17 protein-coding genes and 4 tRNA genes are annotated in these 24,265 nt (G+C 41.7%); 12 read left to right on the forward strand and 9 right to left on the reverse strand.

Annotated elements, in window-relative coordinates; translation table 11 throughout:
- Complete coding sequence (locus tag I6E61_RS02790; protein WP_197129367.1) at positions 1-2,406, forward strand: N-6 DNA methylase; 2,406 nt, start codon at positions 1-3, stop codon at positions 2,404-2,406.
- Between the two features lie 82 nt (positions 2,407-2,488).
- Here I6E61_RS02790 and I6E61_RS02795 read toward each other — a convergent pair whose 3' ends face one another.
- The 3 genes from I6E61_RS02795 to I6E61_RS02805 form a co-directional block, all read right to left on the reverse strand.
- The gene (locus I6E61_RS02795) at positions 2,489-3,070 is read right to left on the reverse strand and encodes a tetratricopeptide repeat protein (protein ID WP_194195877.1); all 582 of its coding nucleotides are present in this window, start codon (positions 3,068-3,070) and stop codon (positions 2,489-2,491) included.
- 340 nt (positions 3,071-3,410) lie between these two features.
- Positions 3,411-4,028, reverse strand: coding sequence for a methionine biosynthesis protein MetW (gene metW / locus I6E61_RS02800; RefSeq protein ID WP_110921706.1), 618 nt, complete (start codon positions 4,026-4,028; stop codon positions 3,411-3,413).
- A complete protein-coding gene (locus I6E61_RS02805; protein ID WP_320158562.1) occupies positions 4,025-5,371 on the reverse strand; it encodes a homoserine O-acetyltransferase in 1,347 nt (448 codons plus the stop codon). Before I6E61_RS02805 ends, metW begins: the two co-directional genes overlap by 4 nt.
- Positions 5,372-5,851: 480 nt before the next feature.
- Here I6E61_RS02805 and hemH point away from each other — a divergent pair, with 480 nt between their 5' ends.
- Both hemH and I6E61_RS02815 read left to right on the forward strand, forming a co-directional pair.
- Positions 5,852-6,871, forward strand: a complete 1,020-nt coding sequence (gene hemH / locus I6E61_RS02810; protein WP_197129373.1) for a ferrochelatase — start codon at positions 5,852-5,854, stop codon at positions 6,869-6,871.
- Positions 6,872-7,096: 225 nt separating this feature from the next.
- Positions 7,097-7,927, forward strand: coding sequence for a BPSS1780 family membrane protein (locus I6E61_RS02815; protein ID WP_197129376.1), 831 nt, complete (start codon positions 7,097-7,099; stop codon positions 7,925-7,927).
- Positions 7,928-8,062: 135 nt separating this feature from the next.
- Here I6E61_RS02815 and I6E61_RS02820 read toward each other — a convergent pair whose 3' ends face one another.
- Positions 8,063-8,392, reverse strand: coding sequence for a hypothetical protein (locus tag I6E61_RS02820; RefSeq protein ID WP_197129380.1), 330 nt, complete (start codon positions 8,390-8,392; stop codon positions 8,063-8,065).
- A gap of 199 nt (positions 8,393-8,591) precedes the next feature.
- On the opposite strand from I6E61_RS02820, the gene I6E61_RS02825 reads away from it, so the two are divergent.
- Complete coding sequence (locus tag I6E61_RS02825; protein ID WP_197129383.1) at positions 8,592-9,842, forward strand: right-handed parallel beta-helix repeat-containing protein; 1,251 nt, start codon at positions 8,592-8,594, stop codon at positions 9,840-9,842.
- A 45-nt stretch (positions 9,843-9,887) separates the two neighbouring features.
- Here I6E61_RS02825 and I6E61_RS02830 read toward each other — a convergent pair whose 3' ends face one another.
- The 5 genes from I6E61_RS02830 to I6E61_RS02850 form a co-directional block, all read right to left on the reverse strand.
- Positions 9,888-10,676, reverse strand: a complete 789-nt coding sequence (locus I6E61_RS02830; protein WP_197129385.1) for an SDR family NAD(P)-dependent oxidoreductase — start codon at positions 10,674-10,676, stop codon at positions 9,888-9,890.
- Positions 10,677-10,946: 270 nt separating this feature from the next.
- Complete coding sequence (locus I6E61_RS02835) at positions 10,947-11,501, reverse strand: hypothetical protein (RefSeq protein WP_227685633.1); 555 nt, start codon at positions 11,499-11,501, stop codon at positions 10,947-10,949.
- Between the two features lie 187 nt (positions 11,502-11,688).
- Positions 11,689-12,843 carry a hypothetical protein gene (locus I6E61_RS02840; protein WP_197129388.1) on the reverse strand — a complete coding sequence of 385 codons (1,155 nt, stop codon included), beginning with the start codon at positions 12,841-12,843 and terminating at the stop codon, positions 11,689-11,691.
- A gap of 262 nt (positions 12,844-13,105) precedes the next feature.
- Positions 13,106-16,078 (reverse strand): DNA polymerase I, encoded by a 2,973-nt coding sequence (polA, locus tag I6E61_RS02845; protein WP_197129513.1) that lies wholly within the window; start codon positions 16,076-16,078, stop codon positions 13,106-13,108.
- Positions 16,079-16,346: 268 nt separating this feature from the next.
- A complete protein-coding gene (locus tag I6E61_RS02850) occupies positions 16,347-16,760 on the reverse strand; it encodes an Ohr family peroxiredoxin (protein ID WP_194195870.1) in 414 nt (137 codons plus the stop codon).
- Positions 16,761-17,222: 462 nt separating this feature from the next.
- Between I6E61_RS02850 and I6E61_RS02855 the strand changes: the two genes are divergently transcribed.
- The 8 genes from I6E61_RS02855 to I6E61_RS02890 all read left to right on the forward strand — a co-directional run bounded on the left by I6E61_RS02855 (position 17,223) and on the right by I6E61_RS02890 (position 23,773).
- Positions 17,223-18,818: a peptide chain release factor 3 gene (locus I6E61_RS02855; RefSeq protein ID WP_194195869.1), complete on the forward strand. Its 1,596-nt coding sequence runs from the start codon at positions 17,223-17,225 to the stop codon at positions 18,816-18,818.
- Between the two features lie 188 nt (positions 18,819-19,006).
- A complete protein-coding gene (locus I6E61_RS02860; RefSeq protein WP_197129391.1) occupies positions 19,007-19,861 on the forward strand; it encodes an RsiV family protein in 855 nt (284 codons plus the stop codon).
- 112 nt (positions 19,862-19,973) lie between these two features.
- Positions 19,974-21,224 carry an FHA domain-containing protein gene (locus I6E61_RS02865; protein ID WP_197129394.1) on the forward strand — a complete coding sequence of 417 codons (1,251 nt, stop codon included), beginning with the start codon at positions 19,974-19,976 and terminating at the stop codon, positions 21,222-21,224.
- Between the two features lie 281 nt (positions 21,225-21,505).
- Positions 21,506-23,002: an anthranilate synthase component I gene (gene trpE, locus I6E61_RS02870; RefSeq protein WP_197129397.1), complete on the forward strand. Its 1,497-nt coding sequence runs from the start codon at positions 21,506-21,508 to the stop codon at positions 23,000-23,002.
- A 192-nt stretch (positions 23,003-23,194) separates the two neighbouring features.
- Positions 23,195-23,270 (forward strand) — tRNA-Thr (locus I6E61_RS02875).
- Positions 23,271-23,337: 67 nt separating this feature from the next.
- Positions 23,338-23,421, forward strand: a tRNA-Tyr gene (locus tag I6E61_RS02880).
- A gap of 83 nt (positions 23,422-23,504) precedes the next feature.
- A tRNA-Gly gene (locus tag I6E61_RS02885) sits at positions 23,505-23,578 on the forward strand.
- A 120-nt stretch (positions 23,579-23,698) separates the two neighbouring features.
- A tRNA-Thr gene (locus I6E61_RS02890) sits at positions 23,699-23,773 on the forward strand.
- The last annotated feature ends 492 nt before the right edge of the window (positions 23,774-24,265 follow it).

The raw sequence follows: 24,265 nt of genomic DNA on the forward strand, positions 1-24,265 counted from the left end.
GTGCCTTTGTACGATAGGGTCAAAGCATACTTTGGTTATTTGGACAAAGGTCATAAGGATGAGCATAGCGAGATATTCGCCTATAACGGTGGTCTGTTCAGTACAGACGATCTACTAGATAGTGTCATTATCAGTGATGAAATTCTACAGACCCATGTCAAGATACTCTCGGAATACGACTTTGACAGTGAGGTTGATGTCAATATTTTAGGGCATATCTTTGAGAACTCGCTCACAGAACTCGATGAGGTAAAAGCCCAACTAGAGGGTACTGCGATTGATAAATCGCAAACCAAGCGTAAAAAAGATGGTGTGTTTTATACGCCAAAATATATTACCAAATACATCGTCGAAAACACTGTCGGTAAGCTCTGTACGGATAAAAAAGCAGAATTCGAGATAAATGAAGATGACTATCAGCAAGAAATCTTGGTCAATAAAAGTGGGACAAAGAGAGTAAGAGGGGCTAAACAAACTGCCAAAGATAAAGAATCTCTAGATAAACTAAATAGCTATCGAGATTGGTTATTACAAATCACGATTTGTGATCCTGCGGTAGGAAGTGGGGCGTTCTTAAATGAGGCGCTGAATTTCTTAATCGCTGAACATGAGTATATCGTCGAGCTAGAAACCAAACTATTCGGTAGCGGTCTGCCGTATGCAGATATCGAAAATAGTATTCTAGAAAACAACTTGTTCGGTGTCGATATCAACGAAGAGAGCGTTGAGATTGCCAAATTGTCCTTGTGGTTACGCACTGCGCAGCCGCGTCGTAAGCTAAATAACCTCAATGATAATATCCAATGCGGTAACTCATTGATTGATAATCCATCAGTCGCAGGAGATAAAGCCTTTAATTGGAAAGTGGCGTTCCCACAAGTCTTTGCAAAAGGTGGCTTTGATGTGGTGATCGGTAATCCACCTTATGTAAAGGAATATACTTCTAAAAGTGCATTTGACGGTCTTAGAAATCATAATATTTATCAAGGTAAGATGGATCTATGGTATTTCTTTGGTGACTTAGCATTAGATATTGTAAAAAAAGAAACGGGTCTTATAGGTATCATTGCACCTAACAACTGGATAACAAATGCTGGCGGGTCAAATTTCAGAGATGCAATACTCAAAAAGGCTAAAATATACGAGTTCGTAGATTTTGGAGATTACAAGGTATTTGAAGATGCTGGTATCCAAACGATGGTATATGTTATGTCAAATACTGAAGACAATGATATTTATAAATTAAATTACTCAAGACTGAATAATAAGAAATCTAGCTATGACTCAGTGGTATCGTTTTTAGGTAGAGATAATAGTGCAGCCACTTACTTCAAGTCGGAAATAAATAAGATAAAAAGTACAGGGAAGCTATTACACTTCATAAATAGTCAAAACAATCAAATTTTAAAAAAGATAAGCCTGCAACAGGATTTCGAGCTAGATAAAGACGAAGTTGCTCAAGGCATAGTGGCACCACAAGACTTTTTAAATGATAAAAATCGTAATATATTAGGTGAAGGTTTTCATACGGGACAGGGGATATTCAATCTTAGTACTTTAGAGTTTGAGAATATGAAGTTAAACGTCAAAGATTTAAGCCTAATTAAGCCGTTTTATACATCAGAAAAGCTTAAAAAATATTATGGAGCCTCTGATAATGACTTTTGGGTTATTTACACTAACTCTTCTTATAAAGACAAGACTAGTCTAGATGATTTTCCATTGATAAAAAATCATTTAGATAAATTTCAGAAAATAATTACCTCACACAATAAATCATACGGCCTACATCGAGCTAGAGATGAGAAATTTTTTACAGGAGAAAAAATACTCTCGTTGAGAAAATGTGTTGAGCCTACTTTTACATATACAGATTTTGATTGTTATGTGTCGCAGACATATTTTTCGATAAAAACAGATAGATTGAATTTGAAGTTCTTAACAGCTTTGCTCAACAGCAATGCTATGAAATTTTGGCTTAAATATAAAGGAAAAATGCAAGGTGACATATTTCAAGTAGATAAAGAGCCTTTACTAGGAATGCCAATAAAGATGTCTAGTAGTACTGAGGATTTTTCTGAAAAAGTGGATGTTATTATTTTATTTAATCAACAGTTGCATGAGCTTAAAAATAAGTTTAACCGTACCTTACAGCGCAAATTTAATATAAAACTCGAAAAATGGCATGAGCTTAGCTATAAAAACTTTATCAAAGAATTAGGTAAAAAGAAAATCAAAATGGGTTTGGCTGACGAAGCCGAATGGGAAGAGTATTTCTTAGCCGAGAAGACCAAAGCACAGCAATTCATAGCAGAAATTGAACGTACCGACCGTGAGATAGATCAAATGGTTTATAAACTATATGATTTGACTGATGATGAGATTGCCATTATCGAAGCCAGTTAATGTAAGTATTTGTCATTATATAGACACAAAAAATCCAGCTCAAAGGCTGGATTTTTTATTGCTAAAATAAATAGCTATAGATTTACTTACTCTGGAACCAAGTATCCGCTTTGCTACGGGCACTAGCAATGTCTGAGCTTGATAAGTTCAATGCCAACTGACCAATTTTACCGCGTGCTTTGTTACGTACTTTTTCATCTAGCATGCCGTCACGGGCAGCCAAGTCATACCATTTATAAGCATCGACCAAATTCTTTTGCTTCTCATCTAACAAAGCAAGTGTATAGCTGGCACGGTTATCACCACGCATAGCGGCTTTTTCTAACCAACCACGAGCTTGTTGTAAGTTAGGCTGTACACCTTCGCCACGCAAATACATGATAGCAAGGTTTAACTGAGCAGGAGCAACGCCTTGTTGAGCTGCTTTGGTATACCACTGAACGGCTTGTTGGGTGTTTTGTGCAACACCTTCCCCTTTCTGTAAGCGCTTGGCTAAATAGAACTGAGCATGGTCATTGCCTTGGGCAGCACGACTGGATAGCTCGCTGATTGGCATTAGCTCAAAACGTGACGTATCAAGTGGTACGTTTGATATTAACTCAGCGTTGGCAAGACCTGCACAAGAAAACAATGCAGTAAACAACGCAGCTTTTAATAATTTCATAGCAGCTCCAAAATTAGGCAGTTAATAAGCAAAAGAGTTGCACCGCTAAAGAGATTTAGACGGCGATAACAATTAGGGGATATCTAGCGAGACTAACTGACCTAATTATTAGCAATATATTTAATGTTTGAGGGTTGGTTAACCTTAATCGACACGATAAACGGTCGAAATTAGGGCGTGGCCAACATTATTTTGCTAGCTTAACACCCAAGTTTACGAAACTCAAATACTAATTACCTAAGTTAACGGTAATTTACCCAATATTGTTTGTAACAAAATCATACAGTTACTCAGATATCAATATTTTGAGACTAAGAGGCAAGTATCTGCATCGTTAATATTAATCTGATGTACGTTTAGTCACTCTGTAAATAGCGACGTCTGCTAATAGGTTGGGAGCTTGTCGAATCAATGCTTTCATCAGTGGCGTATGACCTTTTTCAGAGTCACTGACGGCAAAGCGATTGACGATATGAATGTCATGCTTAGCACAGAGCTGCTCAAAATCTTTAAACGTACACAGATGAATGTTTGGAGTGTTATACCACTCGTAAGGTAGAGCCTCTGACACAGGCATCATCCCTTTTAGACCTAGGTGCAGGCGGTTTTGCCAATGGGCAAAGTTAGGGAAGGTGATGACGGCTTCGCGGGCCACACGTAGCATATCAAGCAATAGCACATCAGGCGATTTCACTGCTTGCAGCGCACGTGCCATGACGACGGTGTCGAAACTATTATCAGCGAAGCGTGCCAGACCATCATTGAGGTCTTGCTCGATAATAGACAAGCCTTTTGCGATGCCATCGTTGATTTTTTCTTCGTCAATCTCAAGTCCGTAGCCAGTCACGCCGCGATTTTGTTGTAAATGTGCGAGTAGTTCACCATTGCCACAGCCCAAATCTAACACATGCGAATGCGGGGCAATCCAACGCTCAGCCAGTTGATGATCCATTCTCATGAGCGTGCTCCTGTGGCGGTACTTTTGCCAGAAATAAATGGTGCCGTCAAAAATCCTCTGACCGCCCCCATATAACGTGGAATATCAAATAAGAAAGAATCATGGCCATGCGGCGCATCAACATTGATATAGTTGACGGGTTTGCCAGTCGCCATCAGTGCATCGACGATCTCTTGTGAGCGCTCTGGTGCAAAGCGCCAGTCAGTGGTAAATGAGACCACTAGGTATTGGCATTGAGTATGAGCAAAGGCCGCTTTGAGTGCAGACAGCTCTTGCTGACGATCGTTTTCGATTTCATCTAGCGTTGCGACAGCATCTTCTAGCTCAACTTGCGTACTGTTCTTACTAGATTTAACGGAAGCCGCGATTGAGCCCTCAAGTTGTGCTGCTGGCTCTGTGGATTCTATAGCATCTGTTGCTGCAACTGATGGATAGTCGCGTGTCGGATCAAAATAATCTAAGGCTTTTGTCATCAGCAGATAAGTATTAGCATCAAAATTTTCGCTAAAGCGTTCGCCTTGATAGCGTAAATAGCTTTCGACTTGGAACTCGACATCGTAGCCATACATAAACTTGCCGGATTTTAAATCACGACCAAATTTTGCCTTCATCGCATCATCGGTCAAATAGGTAATATGACCAACCATGCGCGCCAGTATCAGCCCGCGACGAGGGTAGGTACCTGCTTGTAGATAGCGACCATCTTTGAAGTCAGGGTCAGACAATATAGACTGACGTGCTACTTCGTTAAAGGCGATATTTTGTGCCGATAACTTAGGCGTACTAGCAATGACGACACAGCGTTTTAGCCGCTCTGGATAGTCAACTGACCATTGCAGTGCTTGCATGCCGCCCATCGAGCCGCCAACAATGGCGTGCCACACCTCAATACCGAGACGATCTGAGAGCATGGCTTGAGTTTTCACCCAGTCTTTAATGGTGACGAGTGGAAAGTCAGGACCATAAACAGGTGGTTCAGTGCTAGTGTTTTCGTCGTCTGAGATCACATTTTCTGGATTGAGCGTTGTGGGACCTGTCGAGCCGAAACAGCTACCGATGTTGTTCACGCAGACCACATAAAATCGATTGGTATCGATGGCTTTATTAGGGCCAATCATATTGTCCCACCAGCCAGCCTTTTTATCATCGGCACTATGCAGTCCTGCCGCATGATGGCTACCGGATAAGGCATGGCAGATAAGTATGGCGTTTGATTTATCGCTATTAAGCGTGCCGTAAGTCTCGATGATTAAATCGAATGAGGGCAAGGTGCGATTGCACTCTAAGGTCAATGGCTCAGCGAAATGAAAAATCTGGGGCGTGACGATCCCGACTGAGCCCACCGTGCCAGTCGCACTGGTTGAGTCAATTGAATCGGATGTATCTGTGGGGAACTGGTCACTGGTATTATCAGGGCGTGCGTTCAAAGCTACCTCGCAAGACAACAATCATCAATAAAATAAAAATGGCAACACATCGACAGACTATTGTGCCGATATTGTCTTACCTACACTGTGTTTATAATGCGCCTGCCTATTGTATGGCGATGCGCATATGAGTACAACCTTCGATCGATGTCTTTCGCACTCGGTTGCCTTATCTTTCATTTAAACTGAATCAACTATAGATGCATAATGGGAGGATAATAAACAAATAGCAACTGAGTATCAAATTGTATAAGTACGCTTTTACCCTGCGTTATTAATGGATAAAATGCTACACTAATAAAGCATTTATTTAATTATGACTTCATAATACTTTGCCACATGATTGCTTTGTTTAAGCTAATACCTTCTCTATCAACCCAATAAAATAGTGCTGCTATGAAACCTAAACTGCCACCACGTATTGCCGTCCTATTAGTGAACCTAGGTACTCCAGATGAGCCAACAGCACCTGCTGTACGTCGTTACCTAAAACAGTTTTTGTCAGACCCGCGTGTGATTGAGATTCCCAAATTTTTATGGGCGATTATTCTCAACTTGTTTGTATTACCCAGCCGTCCTAAACGTGTGGCAAAAGCATACGCCAGTATCTGGGAAGGCGACTCGCCGATTCGTAAGATTTTAAAAAGCCAAGTTGAGATTTTAGAGCCACGACTAGCCAATACTGCTGCGCCGTTTCGTGTGTCTGTGCATCCTGCGATGAGTTATGGCAATCCTGGTTTGCCTGATGTCATGGATGCGCTACGTGGTGAAGGGGTTGATCATTTTGTTATTTTGCCATTATTTCCGCAGTATTCAGCCTCTTCAGGCGGCGCAGTCTATGATGCATTGACGAAATGGACACTGAAGCAACGTAATTTGCCGAACTATACGATAGTCAAAGATTACTTCGCGCATCCACTTTATATACAAGCATTGGCAGATTCTATTCGTCGTTTTCAAGCCGTACATGGCAAGCCTGAAAAACTGATGTTTAGCTTTCATGGTATTCCGCAGCCTTATGCTGATAAAGGGGATCCGTATCCTAAGCGTTGTAAATGTACTGCAGCACAAGTCGCTCATGCGCTTGGTCTAACAGAAGATGAATGGATTATCAGTTTCCAGTCGCGCTTCGGTAAGCAAGAGTGGGTCAAGCCATATACTGATGTGGTATTAGAAGATTGGGGCAAGTCAGGCGTGCGCTCGGTACAAGTGATTAGTCCGGCATTTTCAGCAGATTGCTTAGAGACACTGGAAGAGCTGGCGATTGAGAACCGTGAAAACTTTCTCCATGCGGGCGGGCAAGAATATCACTATATTCCAGCATTGAATCTTGATGATGCGCATATTGATTTGCTTGAAGCGCTTAGTGCACCATTGGTCAAAGGTTGGGCGGGCACGTTGGATGGTTGGGCTTAGTCGCTGAGTGTCACCTCTATACCTAATAGTTGTTATAAATAATAAAAAAATACCGGACATGATGTTCGGTATTTTTTTGTATGTGTCATATCAATAGAATAAAGTTGAGATTTTTTGTTACTGTTATGTAACAATGTGCCAAACAGTTTTTTGTTTTGTGCTCTTTGCTATTTTTACATAGTTGCTTAATTTTATATTTGTACCACTTTATTTTTGAGGATAAGCATGTCTAGCTTTAACGATTCACTGAACCCTATATCATTGCAAAAACCTAACGGCCAACCTCCGAACTTACCGCCAATGGATGAATACAACACAGTATCTCCACAGTTATTGGAAGCCCCTCGGTTTTGCAAAATATCTTGGGGCGCACGTTGGCTTATAATGCCTTTGCGCATTTTTAAAGATTATTTTGGGTTTTGGCTAGTGATAGGCATGGTGTTTCTTATTGTCACTTTTATAAGTATTTATATTCCCGTTATTGAGCATATTTTTGGTATCACAAGCGTCATCGCGAGTGCGGTGATTACGCTCATTTGTGCCGCCCAGTTCCAAAACGAAGATTTAGACTTCTCTGCGCTTTGGTCAAAGTTCAAAATTCATTTATTGCCGCTTATTATTTTGAATGTTTTGTTCGTAGTCGGTGTAGTTATCGTCTTAATACCCCTCATTATTTTTTTTGGTGGCGTGTCTTTGGTGTCTTTAATTGACATTGAAACCATTCAATATCAAAATTTTCCTGTGCAAGCGCTAGTGTTTAGTGCGCTAGTATCATTGGTATTGCTTGTACTGTTGTTTATGGCGATGTTTTTTGCGCCCGCACTCATTGTTATGCACGACTTAGGCCCAAAAAGCGCCATGAAGCATAGCTTAAAGGGGTGTTTGGCAAATATGTTACCAGCCATACTATATTCCCTCATTGTCTTGATTGCCTTACCTATCTTTTTAAGATTAACGCTAGGATTCGGGATTGTTGTTGCAATACCGTGGTTGATGATTGCCAGTTATGTCAGCTACCGTGATGTGTGGACCGATCAGCCGTTATCAGCGGCGTAAGTCATGTTTAGTAAAAATAGTTTTTAGCAAAATCTAATCTATTTACTGATCGAAAAAAAGCACGCTCAATCGTATTGAGCGTGCTTTTTATATTCCAATTATTGCTTCGTTTTTTCTAATGCTAAGCTATTTTCATCAATCGTCACGGTTGCTATATTCTGCGGCATCTTTGTCTGCGATATCGACAATACTAGGGTAATCGCTGTCATCCAAATTGTCTTCGACCAATACTTCGTCTACTCGTGACTCATCAATATTTTGGCGATGCATCGGGGTTAGTCCTTGCGTAGCATCGCTGCCTACTTGTGAGTTGTTAAACCCTGCACTATTATCAATGACATCGTCATTATCAATGGTATGCAACATCGGATTGTCTAAATCAATTTCTTGACTGTTGTCATTGAGGTTCGTATCACCTTCTATGTGATCCATTTCTTCTAGTAATGGGCTTTTAACGTTATCCATAGTGGTTTCCTTTTTATTATTGATCATTATGATTTGTCTTATTTATCAAGGTTAGTGTGACGCGTTATGCTTATCACTGATAGTATTAAGGTGTCACAGGATGTTCAAAAAATGTAAGAGGTTTAATAATATGCAAAGTATTCGATTGATACTTAGCAGAACATTAGTAGGTGGTAAGGTATTAACTATAGTAACAATCATGAGTGCAGTTACCAGTGTTGCCGCTTGTAAACGTCTACCTTATACAGATATCGAGAAAGTCGAAGGCGTGTCTTTGTCTAAACCTGGACTTATTATTGATGCAAGCTTACCTGCACCCACAAACACAATAGAATGCCAGTCGCTCACAGAGGGTCAGACTATAAAAGTTAGTGGTCATAGTGTGCTGAGTCAAAATTGCGACTTGGACAGTAAGTCTGTGCGTTTTGTACTCGATAGCTCGCATAGTTCGTTAGACTGTCAGGGCGCAAGACTAAGCACAATGGTTGATGATGAATCGAATGCTAGCGCTATCACAATCAAGCCTAAAACAGATGCTGCTATCGAAGATATTTCCGTCGCTAACTGCCATATTGATGGTTATGGACATGCGCTGCACATTCGCCAATATAGCAACCCCAATCAACGTTATGCGCGCAACTTTACAGATCCATCTGCCAATCGTATTCTAGCGCCACGTGATATTCATATCACTAATGTGAGTAGTATCAATAGTCGTAACAGTGGCATGTTTGTAGGTGATCACGTTCATGCTGTTACTTTTGATCGCATTCGAGTTCAGAATGCTGGCACAGTTGGCTTATATCTGGAGTTTGGCAGCCGTGATAACGTGATTATTAACTCAGTCTTTATTGGTAATGGTTTTCGCACGTTTAAGCCCAATCGTGAGGCTATTGCACTTGATTCTTCTGCAAACAACCGTATTGAGCACAATCAGTTTGTTCATAATGGCGCAGGCAGTATACTGCTGTATCGCAACTGCTTTGAGCATGCTAATGATCCAGTACGTAGTAATCACTTTAAGCGGACTGAGTCTAGCCGCGATAATATAATCCGTAGTAACACTTTTACAGACGAGGCTGTTGGAGTTTGGGTGGCATCAAGGCAGTCACGCAATCTCAAAGGTTTTCAGTGTGGTGCTTATTTGATTAAGCAGACACCATTTGCCAGTTACCATTTAGACAGTGCTAAAAACAATAAAATCATAAATAACCATTTTGAGAATGTTGAGAAGGGTATTGTTGTTGAAGACGACGATACGCTAATTAATGACAATAAGTTTGCTGCTACGGTGAATATGCCTATTAGCGTTGGTTCAGAAGTTCGCGAAGAGAGTACAGCCGGAGCAGTGAAGGATACGGTGATAGAAGGTAATAGCTTTGATAACAAAACTATTCAGCAGGCGATTATGATTCGAGAGAAAAGCAAAATGGCCACCGAAATTCGGTAGCCATTTTTTATACTTTAATGAGCGTAGTGTTGCTAGCTTGATGAGCTACTTTGCACCTACTTTAGTATTTACCCAACGTATCAATGAGTCAGGAGCCACTTGTGCTAGTGTCTGGAATAGTTTGGCTGGCAGGCCGACAGAGTAGTGCGTGCTTCTAAGCTTGCGATTAGGACTCGTGGTGAGTTTGCATAGGGTTTTTGCGACATCATTGACGTCTAGGTTGATGCCCAAGCGATCAATACTGGTCACTTCGATGTCCGCTGTCATGTCAGATTTGACCCATAGCGGCATGACGTCGATAACCTTGATGCCTAGCTTTTCATATTCGATGTTCAAGCCTTCAGTGAGACCTCGTACAAAGAACTTACTGGCAGAGTAATTAGCAACTTCAGGCTGACCATAGATAGCAGACGCAGAAGATACATTAATGATTTTGCCGTTTTTATTATCGGCTAAATAAGGTGCCAGCTTATGACAGCCAATGAGCACGCCTTTACAGTTGACGTCAATGAGAGCCAGTTGGTCATCTAGGTTAGTCGTCGGTAATGCGCCAGTGACCAGTACGCCAGCATTATTAATCAACGCATCGATACTGCCAAAATTATCAATCATCTGAGTAATAGCATTGTCCCATGAGTCAGGCTGAGTAACATCAAGCTGACCCGTTATCACACGCTTTTTCTTGAGCGATTTTTTAAATGTTTTGTCAGTAATCGCCTGCTCGAGCGTAGAGGTGTTAGTGGCAAATAGCCCGACATTATGGCCTTTTGCTGCTAGCTTTTTTGCTGTTGCCAGGCCAATGCCTCGTGATGCGCCTGTAATCAATATATTCATAGTCATTCACTCAATAGTTATTCAGATGCTGTAAATTAATGGTTAATGCCAGACGTCAATACTGAGCGACAACACTAACATGATGGCCACAATTATCATTGTTTTTGGTGTTTGCATTTCAGTATAGCAAACTATGGCTCAAACACTACAGCAGTACTGATTTGATACTTTGCGATGGACATATAGCAGCAGCCATATAATGATGACTATGTTAAAAATAACTTCTATTAGAATTTAATTGCACCACAAATTAATAGTCATTATCTGCCGTTATTGTCGATTCAGCATGGTGAATTTTTGCTGATTACTTGGCAGGTTGTCAAACGTCGATAGTTTGAATTGTAATAAGTAAATCAGCGCAATTATATAGATTACGTTTTCTGATAATTCTTCGACTATCTCACCAAACTCATGTGGGAACATAATTGCGTTTTCCCCCATGTACTGCAACACCGCTAAAACAGCAACACCCAGATATAAAGATTTTGGGACGTTTTTCAGAACGCTCCAAAAGTAATGGCGCGCACGGACTAGCAAGATAAGCGTCACCACAATAATGGCTAGCAATACGCTGTCTTCCCACCAGTCGTAAGAATGCCCGAGCAGTATAAAGTCTTCTGGCACTAATACATCAGACAAATAACTCAACTCTCTGCGAATGACACTGAAGAAAATTAAAACGGAGGCAAGCCAAAAATAGCGGCCCTGTAGCACACGGCTTTGTACTGAATATTGTAAGCAGCGTAGCAAACATAAAGTTAAGATAATGGCTTCACCAATTTCGATAATACTATTTTCAGTAATAATGGTGGTCTCCTGATTCATAAAATACAAAAAGTGAGCCCAAGGGCTCACTTCAGAATAAAAATTATTTGGTTATATATCACTTAATAGGCCGCTACTATAACGCTAAATCTAACCTGATGTTGTTAATTAACATAACTAATCGGTCATTATCTATTGTTAATTCAGGCAGCCTAATACTCTTTAACCTCAATATAAATATCCATCGTTAGAACAAAGCTTCCATGCGCAATAAAGCAGCTGGGTAATGGTCTTTATCTTCGTCTTTATCATTGTAGTAATTTAGCTCTGTCTGTACATAAAGCCACTCGCGCCAAATGGGCTGGCGGTAGCTAATAGCAGGACCATAACTGTTTACCCCTGACTTATCACTCTCAAGATAACCGCTGGCAGATACACCATAGGACAATTGTTTTTCGTGGCCTAAATAATGGACTTGTCTGAGATCATTATCCCAATCTTTACGCTCGTCATTATCTTCATTACGATAGCGAACGGTAGTACGGTTGTTGATAAATCGATTATCGCTTTTGCCGTATTGTAAGTCTAGTGCGGCATTGGCATAGTGTTCACTATCGAGCCCGTAGCGATAAAAGCTATCGGTGCTGATATCCAGCTTTTTACCTTCGTACCAGTCTTTGTCGATACTTACTTTGACATAAGGATCGTCGATTGAGCGAACTCCGACATCGACATCTGTTTTGACGCCCAACTGTTCTTCAATTTCATCATTAAAACGTGACCAACGCAGTGCAATAGAGGCGTTGTCTTCTCGAGTTTTTCGAGAGTCGATGAGTCGGTCTCCATTGTTGATAGCTTGATAAGTGTCACCAGTGGTGCCTTGTTTTAAAAAAGTATCGTCATCCAAGTCTTCATCGCCGATAATCAGGCTCAATCGTCTTTCTAGTACAGGTAATTGCAAGCGGCCACGAATCCTAGGTTCAATGGTGACATCGCTACCTGTTTTGGGATCGTTGGTCCAACGTGTGTCCAATACCACTCGTAAACTGGCTTTAGCGGGCTCTTTCGGATCAGGTTCACCAAACCAACCGTCCATTTTATGTGCCCATTCATGTAATTGGTCTTGAACGTCTTCACGGCGTTCATCTGTCCAGCCTTGTGCTTCTGGTACTAATTGAATGGGTTGCTCAGTAGAGGTATTAGTGGACTGATAGCCAAGTTGTTCGAGGTCGTTATCATGATCAAGGCTGGTGTAACTAGATGGTGAGTCCGTTTCTGTTACAACAGACGCTACTACTTTAGATTCTGTTGTGGAAGTGGTATCAGCCAGTGCTGGCGTACATAAGCTTAAACTAGCAAGTGTATAGAAGGTAAGGGTATTAAGGTTTGCGGGCTTAATCATGGAGGGCTTCAGTTGTTTTGGGTAGCTAAAAAGGGTAAACAAAAGTATTATGCCATAGGTCAGTAATTATAGGGAAGTTGTGGCTAGCAATGTTTTAGTTCTGAGGAAGGATGCGTAAATTTTATGTATGCTTGTATAGCAAAGGCGCTATTGCTTGTATAACAGTATTGCTCAATAGGTCTTCTAATATGAAAAAGGCTAAGCAAAATGCCTAGCCTTTTTCTGTTAAACCGTACGTAGAATAAATTTTATGCTTTAGCTATTAATGCGCTTCATCCCAGTTCTGACCACTATCAGTCTCAACCAATAGCGGCACTGCAAAGTCTACATTCCAGCCCTTTTCTACAGCCGTTGTCTTCAATACATCTTGCATCGCATCAGTAATCAACTGGCTAATCTCATCAACCTTATCAGTATCGACTTCGAATACCAATTCATCATGGACTTGTAGCAGCATTTTAGCTTGATCTTTTGGCAATACCTTATCGACAGCAATCATAGCAAGTTTGATTAAATCTGCCGCTGAGCCTTGAAGTGGCGCATTAATCGCAGCACGTTCCGCGCCTTGCTTGACCATACGATTGCTATGAGTGATGTCAGGCGTATATAGTTTACGACCTAATATCGTCTCGACATAGCCTTGCTCATGAGCGCTGGCACGCGTATTGATCATATAGTTTTTGACACCTGGATAGCGATCAAAGTACATGTCGATATAATCTTGCGCTTCATTGCGGCTCATTTGCAATTGCTTGGCCAGACCAAATGCACTCATGCCATATAGTAGACCAAAGTTAATGGCTTTGGCGTTACGGCGCTCGGTCGAGGTGACCTCTGAGACATCTTTGCCAAGCACTTCGGCGGCAGTCGCAGCGTGAATATCTAACCCTTCGTTAAAGGCATGCGTTAAATTATTATCACCTGAAAAATGCGCCATGAGACGTAATTCAATTTGTGAATAATCCGCTGCGAGAATCACGCGGCCTTCTGGAGCGATAAAGGCTTGACGAATTAAGCGCCCAGTTGCGGTACGAATAGGAATGTTTTGCAAATTGGGATCGGTCGAAGACAAACGACCAGTGCTGGTCAATGCTTGGTGATAGCTGGTATGCACACGATCAGTTTCGCTATCTGCCACATTATCGAGCGCGTCGGTATAAGTGCTTTTTAGCTTAGATAGGCTGCGATACTCTAATGTGATATCGACCAATGGGTGATCGATTTTTGACAGTACCGCTTCGCCAGTCGAGTATTGGCCTGATTTGGTTTTTTTACCACCAGCAACGCCAAGCTTTTCAAACAACATCTCGCCCAATTGCTTCGGTGAGCCAAGATTAAATTCTTCACCAGCGATTTCATAGGCCTGTTTTTCAAGCGCGATAATTTCTTCATCAAAGCGTTTTGATAACTCATTTAAGAATGGACGCTTGATTAAGATACCGTTTGCTTCCATTTGGCACAGTATCTCTGCTGTTGGAATCTCTAACTCATGTAATAATTTAGCATTATTGGCATCGTTTGCCATCTCGACGCTAAATACCTCAAATAATTGATAGGTAATGTCGGCATCTTCACAAGCATAGTCACTGGCGATATCAATGGCGACTTGATCAAAAGTGACTTGCTTAGCGCCTTTACCAGCGACATCTTCATAGCTGATGGTTTGGGTTTGTAGATAATGCCGTGCCAAGTCATCCATACCGTGACGAGTGGCGGCAGCGTTAATCACATAGCTGGCAAGCATGGTATCCATGGCCCAGTTGTTGGGTTGTTCATGAATGGCACCGAGCAGGTCAATATTATAATGACTGAGAATGTGAGCATCGTATTTTAGATGTTGACCGATTTTACCGATATTTGGATTTTCCAAAATAGGCTTTAAGCGTGTCAAAACAGTATCACGGTCGAGCTGTTTGGCCGTTAGCTCGTCACCTTCTAGACTATGAGTCAGCGGAATGTAATACGCTTCATGTGCTTGCACAGCAAAGGACAAACCGACGATTTCGGCTTGACGCCAATAGACGCTAGTGGTCTCGGTATCGATGACAAAATGCGGTACAGACTCTAATAGCTTAATCAGACTCTCAAAAGCTGGTTCGTCGAGCACTGTATGCCATGCTCTATCATGCACTTTGCTATCTTGGATATTCTCAATACTGCTTGATTGTAGTGACTTGGCCACTTGCGCTTGTGATTCGGCATTCGCTTGACTGTCAGCGACGCTTTGCGAGCCGTTGCCATTGGCGGGGTGGTTTGGGTGGTCAAGAGACGCTAGCTCGTTTCTAAACTCAAGCTCATTATACAGTTCGCGTAATTCGTCTATATGAGCACAAGGATCGGTATTGATTTTCAAATCATTCCAGTCTTGACCGATACCCAAGTCTGTCACGATGGTGGCTAGCTTTCTATTAAACGGAATATCATCAGCGTGTTCAATCAAACCTTTTGCACCGCGACCTTTGATGAAACCAATATGCTTTAACATATTGCCGATATCGCCATACTCAACGAGTAGGTCTTTTGCCGTTTTTTTACCGATACCAGGCACGCCTTTGATACCGTCTGACGCATCACCCATTAACGTTAAAAAATCAATCATTTGGTTTGGGTTAATACCAAATTTATCAATCACGGCTTGGGTGTCAGTAATTTTACCGGTGAAGCTGTCTTCTAAGATAACGCAGTCATTGACCAGCTGCATCATGTCTTTGTCACCCGTTGAGATGACGACATGATGACCTTCAGCGACAGCACGGTGGGCAAGTGTACCAATGATATCATCGGCTTCTGCGCCTTCGATACGCAACAGGGGCAGACCTAAGGCCGTGACCAAACGATGAATATAAGGAATCTGTTCTACTAGCTCTACGTCGATGGGTGGTCGCGCTGCTTTATAATCAGCAGACATATGGTGACGAAAAGTCGGTGATTTGGTATCGAAACAGACAGCCATATGCGTAGGGTGATAACGGCGCATCAGCTTGAGCAGTGCATTGAGCGTGCCACGAATAGCATTAGTAATCAGGCCTTGCGAGTTTTGCATGGTCTTTGGTAAGGCATGATAAGTGCGAAACAGATAGTAAGAGCCGTCAACTAAGATAAAAGGTGGTTGGTTTTTATCGACGTGACTGGTGTCCATCGTCGCTACATTGGGCATGGTTTCAAAGTTTGGCAATGCGGCAGGATCAATCGCTTGATGGGAGTTGTGGTCACTGTCGGTGATGGAGTCGGTCATAGGATCAGTCATAAAGGTCACTTATCAGCTATTAGATAGAAATATGTGCTTATTATAACGATAAAATCCGTGTGTGCCGAACTGCTTAACCGTTACGAGATGTTCAATATCACCTATTGAATTGCCTATTGATGTGAATGATGCGCGTGGTATGACAATTGGTTCAGCCATAAAAAAAGAACCCAGCGTGAACTAAGTTCTTTATTTCGTAGCTTATCTAACAATCGAACAGCTTTAATAATCAAGCTGCTTAACCGTCGAGCTTGTATTATTTTACTTCTGAAGTCAATTCTACATCGATGTTGCCACGTGTTGCTTTTGAGTATGGGCATACCTGATGTGCTTTTTCAACCAGTTGCTGAAACTCATCAGCAGACAGCTCAGTGTTTTCACCAATGACATGGATTCTAGCTGCTAGCTTATAATCATGTCCTTCGCCTTGTAATAAATCGACTTCGATCGACGTCTTTGAATCAAACTTTGCTTTTTCCATTTGCTTAACAGCGCCAAGTGCACCGTCAAAGCAAGCGCTATAACCTATCGCAAACATCTGCTCTGGATTATTACCTTCCTTTCCAGAGCCTGGTGACACCATGTTGATGCTGAGATCGCTATCGCTCAAACTGGCTGAACCTGCACGGCCGCCAGTAACAGTTGCTTTGGTAGAATATAAAGTCTTCATAATGCATCCTTTTTTGTTATCAGTTTTTATAATTAAACGGTAAGTTTTAATTTGTCATTCAGCATAACAAACCATTGGCCTAGCTATATAGGTCAGTCGTAAGTATATACTGTGAATTTGTAATTTTGATGACTATCGATTGAATTTAAGACACGCAATAATTATTTTTATCGTTAAAGCGTATTTAATGGAAAATAAGAGGTAGCGATTATCACTTGCTAGATAGCAATCGACTGCTCGGTTGTGCACACCAGTTGCGTCAATGAGTGGTTCACATCATACGTTACTATTGACGTTAAAAGTTTTCCCATATGCTCTATTTGACGGTTCGGTGGTATTTTTTGTGCGCTAATTCTGCACCCTGACGCTAAATCCGCTACAATATGCCCATTATTTATTCTATTTATTCAGATTACTGTCTAAAAGACAGCCTTTTTGAAGTTAAGGTTGAAGCCAAAAATTATGAGCGTAGATCCAAAGAAACTAAACAAAGAAGTAGCCAAACGTCGTACCTTTGCCATTATCTCGCATCCCGATGCTGGTAAAACCACCATGACTGAAAAGCTGCTACTGTGGGGGCAGGCAATTCAGGTAGTAGGCGAAGTAAAAGGCCGTAAGACTGATCGTCATGCCACCTCAGATTGGATGAGCATGGAACAAGAGCGTGGTATTTCTATTACCACCTCAGTCATGCAGTTTCCGTATCAAGATCATATGGTCAACCTACTAGATACACCCGGTCACGCTGACTTTAGTGAAGACACCTATCGAACTCTGACCGCTGTAGATAGTGCATTGATGATGGTTGATGGCGCAAAGGGTGTCGAAGAGCGAACCATCAAGCTGATGGACGTGTGCCGGATGCGTGATACGCCGATTATCTCATTCGTTAACAAGCTCGATCGTCAAATTCGCGAGCCGCTTGAGCTGCTTAGTGAAATCGAGTCAGTTCTAAAGATTAAATGTATTCCAGTGACTTGGCCTATCGGTATGGGACAAGATTTCGTGGGTGTGTATCACTTGACCGAAAACAAAACCTACTTTTATCAAAAAGGTAATGGCGGCAAGATGACGGTCTCTGAGACCCGAGAAGGTTATGATTATCCTGACATACGTGAGCGTCTAGGAACGTTGATGTTTGATGCCTTTGAGGAGTCGCTTGAGCTGGTACAAATGGCGCTAGAAGAGTTTAGTGTTGAAGCGTTCTTGGCAGGCGAGATGACACCTGTATTATTCGGTACAGCGCTGGGTAACTTTGGTGTCAACATGGTACTCGATACTCTGGTTAAATATGCACCGCCACCTAAAGCGCATCCGACCAATGAGCGTGAAGTCGCCGCGACTGAGACCGACTTTAGTGGTTTTGTCTTTAAGATTCAGGCCAATATGGACCCGCGTCACCGTGACCGTATTGCATTCTTACGAGTCTGCTCAGGTAAGTACGAAAAAGGCATGAAGCTAAAGCATGTGCGTTTGGGCAAAGACGTACGTATTGCTGATGCGTTGACCTTTTTGGCAGGAGACCGTGAAGCGTTAGAAGAAGCATATCCAGGGGATATTATTGGCTTGCACAACCATGGAACTATCTCAATCGGTGATAGCTTCACAGAAGGCGAAGAGCTAAACTTTACCGGTATTCCACATTTTGCGCCTGAACTGTTCCGCCGTGTGATACTCAAAGACCCGCTAAAGTCTAAAGCGCTACAAAAAGGTCTTCAGCAGTTAAGTGAAGAGGGCGCAACACAGGTCTTTATGCCGCAAATTAATAACGATTTAGTCTTGGGTGCGGTTGGTGTACTACAGTTCGAAGTGGTCGCGCATCGTCTCAAAGAAGAGTACAAGGTTCAATGTATCTTTGAGCCTGTATCCATTGCAACGGTACGCTGGATTCACTGTGATGACGAAGTGGCACTGGCTAAGTTTAAGAAGAAAGCTCATGACCAGTTATCACTCGATGGTGGTGGCTATCTGACGTATCTTGCACCGTCGCGGGTTAACCTGCAGTTGATGCAAGATCGTTATCCAGAAATCACTTTTAGTAATACTCGTGAGCATTAAAATCCATTATTCCACGATATGATTTATCTCTAAAGACACGCTAGCCGTGTCTTTTTTATTACCTATAATTTACGTACTCAACGCTTAAAAACTGGTAATTTCTCAAAACACAAACAGTGTTCCTACAATACATTATTATTGTTACAGTAGAATGTTAAGCAATGTTGTATGTTTATGAAAGAGGCTATATGAACGCTACGAATCCATTTAATATTAATAACTCATCAGTATTCCTGCGCTCACCTATAAAAGCGAGTCACGCACGTCTGATGGGTCTATTGGCTAGTAGTTTTCTGCTAGGGGTCGTCGCTATGCCTGCAAATGCAGGTAATCTCATCAGCAGTACCGATTACTTTAATTATGAGTTGTCAGAAAACATACAAGCACAATGTGTAGAGCGTGATAATTGCCCCGAGATTGATATTAAATATTTGAATACCAATCATCGTTGGATAAATGATATGACGAATGAGCGTATCAATGCGTTAGTCGTCAATAGTAAACCGACTGAGTCAGCACCTATCAAAACGAAACTGAATCAGGCAGCGGTAAACGCAGCGATTGATGACTTTGCTAGCTCACAATTTATAGATATTCCTGAGGGTAGTTCATGGGCTTATAGCTTAATGGTCACACCTGAGTATTTAGGTCATGTGAGTGACTTTGAATTGTTCGAAATCGACTCTTATGTCTTTACTGGTGGTGCTCATGGCATGCCTTATAGTGAGTACTTGGTATTTGATCTAAGCACCAAAAAACAAATTAAACTTGATGATATGCTTCAATCAGGTAAAAAATCAAAGTTCGAAGCACTTGCATACGATGCTTATAAAACGTGGGTTAAAACGGTGGACGACGATGTCAGTAGCTATGAAAAAAACTGGCCGTTTACATTGAGTGATAATATAACGCTGACGGATGAAGGTATCGACATTCGCTATCAGCATTATTCTATCGGTCCATATGCTTATGGTATGCCTGTATTAAGCATTCCATATAGCAAGCTTGACGGTATTATCAAGCCTCGTTTTATTATTAAATAGCGCAAATAGACACGGTATTATTTATAACGGTTAACACTAAAATCGCTTTAAACATTGGTAATAATTTAGCTAAAATCATTTGAAATTTAATAGAAAAATAAGGAATGGCATCATGACAAACAATATAGACAGCGGAAACCCGACACCATCAGCGAGCACTTGGCAGCTTAATGCGTTGACAGAAGCGCTTGGAGAACTGACCCTGACGGTCGATGACAGCCTATCTATCGGACGTGGCAGTGATAATGATGTGGTACTCGGCAGCAAGCAAGTATCGCGTAATCATGCCGTGCTCAGCGTATTAGATGGTCAGTTGTATGTAAAAGATTTGGACTCATCAAACGGCACGTTTATCAATGATCAGCGTATCGAAGGCAACCAGTCAAGCCTATTACAAGTAGATGACACAATTGGCTTTGCCAGCTTTAGCTTTTTGGTAAATGCGCCTGTGGCTGCAGAAGAAGAGTCGTTAGTACCAGTAGTGGCAGAGAATGCAAATGCAGTGGATAGTATAAATACTGTTGATGACAGTAATACTGAAGCTGCTGTTACTGAGACTACTGGCAAAGAAGATGAGTTCGAAGAGTACATCATCGAACACCCAACCATTGATGAACCTGTGGTGAAAGAAACAGGTATCGAAGGTATACTGCCTGCTACAGACGAAAGTGTTGAGACAGTACCTGTCGATATAGCTTCAGAAGTAGCAGTAGAATCAACAAATGAAGCATCTGATACTAGTGTGCCTACAGATAATGCCACTGAAACAGTCGAACCAGCCTCACAAGAGCCAATTGTCAAAGAAACAGGTATCGAGGAAGTCTTGTCAGCTGCAGAAAGTGTAGAGTCTGCACCAGTAGAGGATACTCCAGAGCTTATAGTAGAAGAACCAGTACTAGAAGAGCCAGGAGTCGCAGAAGAACCCGTGATATCAGAAGAGATAGCTGAGCAGCAAGAAGTAGCAGCGACAGAGCCTGAATCGCCAGTAGTTGATCAGAGTGAGCCATTAATAGATCAGTCGGCTGTACAAGAAGAGGCCGTATCTGAAGATCCAGTGCACGAAGAGCCAGTAGTCGAACCAGAGCATGACAAAACGACGACGACTGAGCTGCAAGAAGAAGCTGATCCTGATGTCTTACGTGCTAAGCAAGCAGCCACTGCACAGTTTTCCGGTACAGCCAATCTAGGGCAGTCTCGTGATCTTGGTACCGAAGGCAATAATGCGGCAAATCAGGCAGTCAACAACCCAGCCAATGCAGGACACATAGAGAAAAAACCAAGCGGTGGTTGGTTTATATGGGTATTTGTTGCCATTCTCATTATTGGGTTAGCGCTATGGTTGTTTAATAAAGGCGTCGTATAACCAACAGTCGCTTATACAACACTAGCCAGATAGCTCATATCTTTCGCGGTTAAGCTGTAAAAGCGAGTTTCTATAGCGTCAGCATTCAGTAGAGTGTTGACGCTATATTTTATCTATAGTCAACTTCTATAAATTGGATGCGGTATTAGGCTCGCTTAGTCTGCTACTTGTAGCGCTTTCACTCGGCTTCCTTGTATCCAAATGACATTGAACCGACTATACCTTTTTATTGTTTCTATTCTTTTTATCTTTTGCCAATATGTTGCTAAGAGAGCCTTACTATGATGACCTTTGAAGAATATCAGTCTTTTAAAGACCGTGGCTTTAGTCATGCACCACTGGTAAAAAAACGCTTAATGGATTCGCAAACGCCAGTATCTGTATTTTCTAAAGTACGCGATCTGAATGGTTCGGCATATTTGTTTGAGTCAGTCGTAGGCGGTGAGCGCTGGGCACGATATTCGATGATTGGCTTGGGTAGCGATCTGATTTTGCAATATACAGATGGTAATATGACGGTCAAAAGAAACGATCAGACTGATGTAAATGCAGTAGATGATCCATTTGATTATATTCGTCAGTTGATGGCTCAGTATAATATGCCAACAGCAGCCGATATCGCTATGTTACCGAGCTTTAGCGGTGGTTTGGTAGGTTACTTTGGTTATGACATGGTACGTGTCATTGAGCCAAGCGTGGGCTTGTCTGACGCACCCAACCCCATGTCGATGCCAGACATGTGGTTGATGCTGTCGATGAGTGTGATAGTTTTTGATAGTTTAGAAAACACGTTATCTATCATCGTCTATGCCGACTGCAATAGTGAAGATGGCTACAGTAACGCTATCCGTGAATTAGAAAAAATTGAAGAGAAGTTAGCAGAGATGCCAAACTTAAGCGCGCCAGTGATGCCGACGCCAACGTTTACCTCACAAACAGGTGCAGAGAAATACTGTAGTGACGTCGATAAGATTAAAGACTACATCTTAGCAGGTGATGTCATGCAGGTGGTTCCTGCTCAGCGTTTGACAGCTGACTATACAGGCGACTCGCTGGCTGTCTATCGTGCCCTGCGGTTCTTAAATCCATCACCTTATCTGTTCTTGGTGCATGGTTATACCTTAGACGATCACAAGCGTTTTGATATTATAGGAGCCTCGCCTGAGATATTATCACGTATCGAAAATGGCAAAGTGACGGTGCGACCATTAGCAGGCACTCGTAAACGTGGGAAAAACCAAGCAGAAGATGAAGCGCTCGAGCAAGAACTCCTCAATGATAAAAAAGAAATTGCTGAGCATTTGATGCTTATTGATTTGGGTCGCAATGATATTGGCCGCGTTTGTGAATACGGCAGTGTTAAGGTGACCGAAAAGATGTTTGTTGAACGCTACTCACAAGTGATGCATATTGCTTCTAACGTTGAGGGGACGATATTGCCTGACAAAGACGCACTGGATGTCTTTTGTGCGACGTTCCCAGCAGGCACCTTAACAGGGGCACCCAAAATCCGCGCCATGCAAATCATTGATGAGTTAGAGCCAGTACGTCGAACGGTCTTTGGTGGTGCAGTAGGGTATCTGGGCTGGCATGGCAACATGGATACCGCTATTGCTATCCGAACGGCTGTTATGCGCCGCGGCAAAATCCATATCCAAGCAGGTGCGGGTGTCGTCGCTGACTCTATTCCAGAAGATGAATGGGATGAGACCAATAAAAAAGCACTTGCTTTGTTAAAAGCGGTAAAAATGGCCTGTAATGGTTTGCACATTCGCTAGTTAAATAGCCAGCTGTGTGGCAAAAACAAATGCTTTGAACAAAAAGCCAATTTATCGTCGTATTTTTATTCATAAAAAAACTAGCTTAATCAGTGACTTAAATATTTATATTAAATTAATTTAAAAAAATATGAAAAAGGGCTTGCGCATCTCAAAATATTTGATAGAATAGCCACCACTTTAAGAGAACAAGCCGACTTAGCTCAGTTGGTAGAGCAACTGACTTGTAATCAGTAGGTCGCCAGTTCGATCCCGGCAGTCGGCACCATCTCTCTTAAAGTAGCTTTTTATGAATATGTCTTAAACTAAAGTCATTTTTGTTTAAAGCAACCTAAGGTGGGATTGGGGAGCGGTCAAACCCAACAGACTGTAAATCTGTCGCGAAAGCTTCGAAGGTTCGAATCCTTCTCCCACCACCATATTTTCTAAGTTTGTCATAGCGCCAAGCATACTCTATATATTTAGAGACTCTCGATTAGAGTCATTTAGAATAAGAGTAAATGCGGGTGTGGTATAATGGTAACACCTTAGCCTTCCAAGCTAATGACGCGGGTTCGATTCCCGCCACCCGCTCCATATATACACCATCGCAAAAATTATCAATAATAAATCACGATAATCAGTTTATGATAACTGTGTCGTGATATTTTTTTAGTAAATCTACAATATTATTTTTACTGTAGTTATTAAAAACATGCTCATATAGCTCAGCGGTAGAGCACTCCCTTGGTAAGGGAGAGGTCTCGAGTTCAATTCTCGATATGAGCTCCATTTATTGTTTAAGCTTTTTGTGTTTGCTTTGCTATTTTAAACAGCGTTGCATCGATATCGAAAGCATAGGATATTGAACATTATAAATACAGTACAGCAATTGATGATTTAAGGGTGACACTGAGGTGTTGCCCTTTAGTGCTGTCAATTTATTAATAAATACTAAGTTTATTTGTAGATGAGCTACAGTAAGATAAATTAGTGCAACAGCGATGTTATATAATAGCTAGCAATGTTCAATAGATTGAAAAGTAAGTATAATATTTATCTGTATGAAGTTGAAGCGCATAGATTTTAGCAAGATTACAGAATAGTTTTAGTAGATAAACCATAGCGTCAACGGTTTGATGGTCTTACCTGCATCATGAGCCGTCAAACAGCTATTCACTGATCTTTGATTGATAAAGATTCACCAAAAAAAAGAGGAAATACCCATGGCAAAGGCCAAGTTTGAACGTCTAAAACCGCATGTCAACGTTGGTACCATCGGAC

Origin of the sequence: Psychrobacter sp. NZS113 (assembly GCF_015864825.1) — a bacterium.
Classification (GTDB): domain Bacteria; phylum Pseudomonadota; class Gammaproteobacteria; order Pseudomonadales; family Moraxellaceae; genus Psychrobacter.

What these genes read in the sequence shown, in the direction of transcription:
- I6E61_RS02825 (WP_197129383.1), top strand. Translation starts at nt 8,592, where the DNA reads ATGAGTGCAGTTACCAGTGTTGCCGCTTGTAAACGTCTACCTTATACA.
- I6E61_RS02820 (WP_197129380.1), bottom strand. Translation starts at nt 8,392, where the DNA reads ATGGATAACGTTAAAAGCCCATTACTAGAAGAAATGGATCACATAGAA.
- I6E61_RS02860 (WP_197129391.1), top strand. Translation starts at nt 19,007, where the DNA reads ATGAACGCTACGAATCCATTTAATATTAATAACTCATCAGTATTCCTG.
- I6E61_RS02840 (WP_197129388.1), bottom strand. Translation starts at nt 12,843, where the DNA reads ATGATTAAGCCCGCAAACCTTAATACCCTTACCTTCTATACACTTGCT.
- I6E61_RS02815 (WP_197129376.1), top strand. Translation starts at nt 7,097, where the DNA reads ATGTCTAGCTTTAACGATTCACTGAACCCTATATCATTGCAAAAACCT.
- I6E61_RS02865 (WP_197129394.1), top strand. Translation starts at nt 19,974, where the DNA reads ATGACAAACAATATAGACAGCGGAAACCCGACACCATCAGCGAGCACT.
- hemH (WP_197129373.1), top strand. Translation starts at nt 5,852, where the DNA reads ATGAAACCTAAACTGCCACCACGTATTGCCGTCCTATTAGTGAACCTA.
- metW (WP_110921706.1), bottom strand. Translation starts at nt 4,028, where the DNA reads ATGAGAATGGATCATCAACTGGCTGAGCGTTGGATTGCCCCGCATTCG.
- trpE (WP_197129397.1), top strand. Translation starts at nt 21,506, where the DNA reads ATGATGACCTTTGAAGAATATCAGTCTTTTAAAGACCGTGGCTTTAGT.
- I6E61_RS02850 (WP_194195870.1), bottom strand. Translation starts at nt 16,760, where the DNA reads ATGAAGACTTTATATTCTACCAAAGCAACTGTTACTGGCGGCCGTGCA.
- I6E61_RS02855 (WP_194195869.1), top strand. Translation starts at nt 17,223, where the DNA reads ATGAGCGTAGATCCAAAGAAACTAAACAAAGAAGTAGCCAAACGTCGT.
- I6E61_RS02835 (WP_227685633.1), bottom strand. Translation starts at nt 11,501, where the DNA reads ATGAATCAGGAGACCACCATTATTACTGAAAATAGTATTATCGAAATT.
- I6E61_RS02795 (WP_194195877.1), bottom strand. Translation starts at nt 3,070, where the DNA reads ATGAAATTATTAAAAGCTGCGTTGTTTACTGCATTGTTTTCTTGTGCA.
- polA (WP_197129513.1), bottom strand. Translation starts at nt 16,078, where the DNA reads ATGACCGACTCCATCACCGACAGTGACCACAACTCCCATCAAGCGATT.
- I6E61_RS02830 (WP_197129385.1), bottom strand. Translation starts at nt 10,676, where the DNA reads ATGAATATATTGATTACAGGCGCATCACGAGGCATTGGCCTGGCAACA.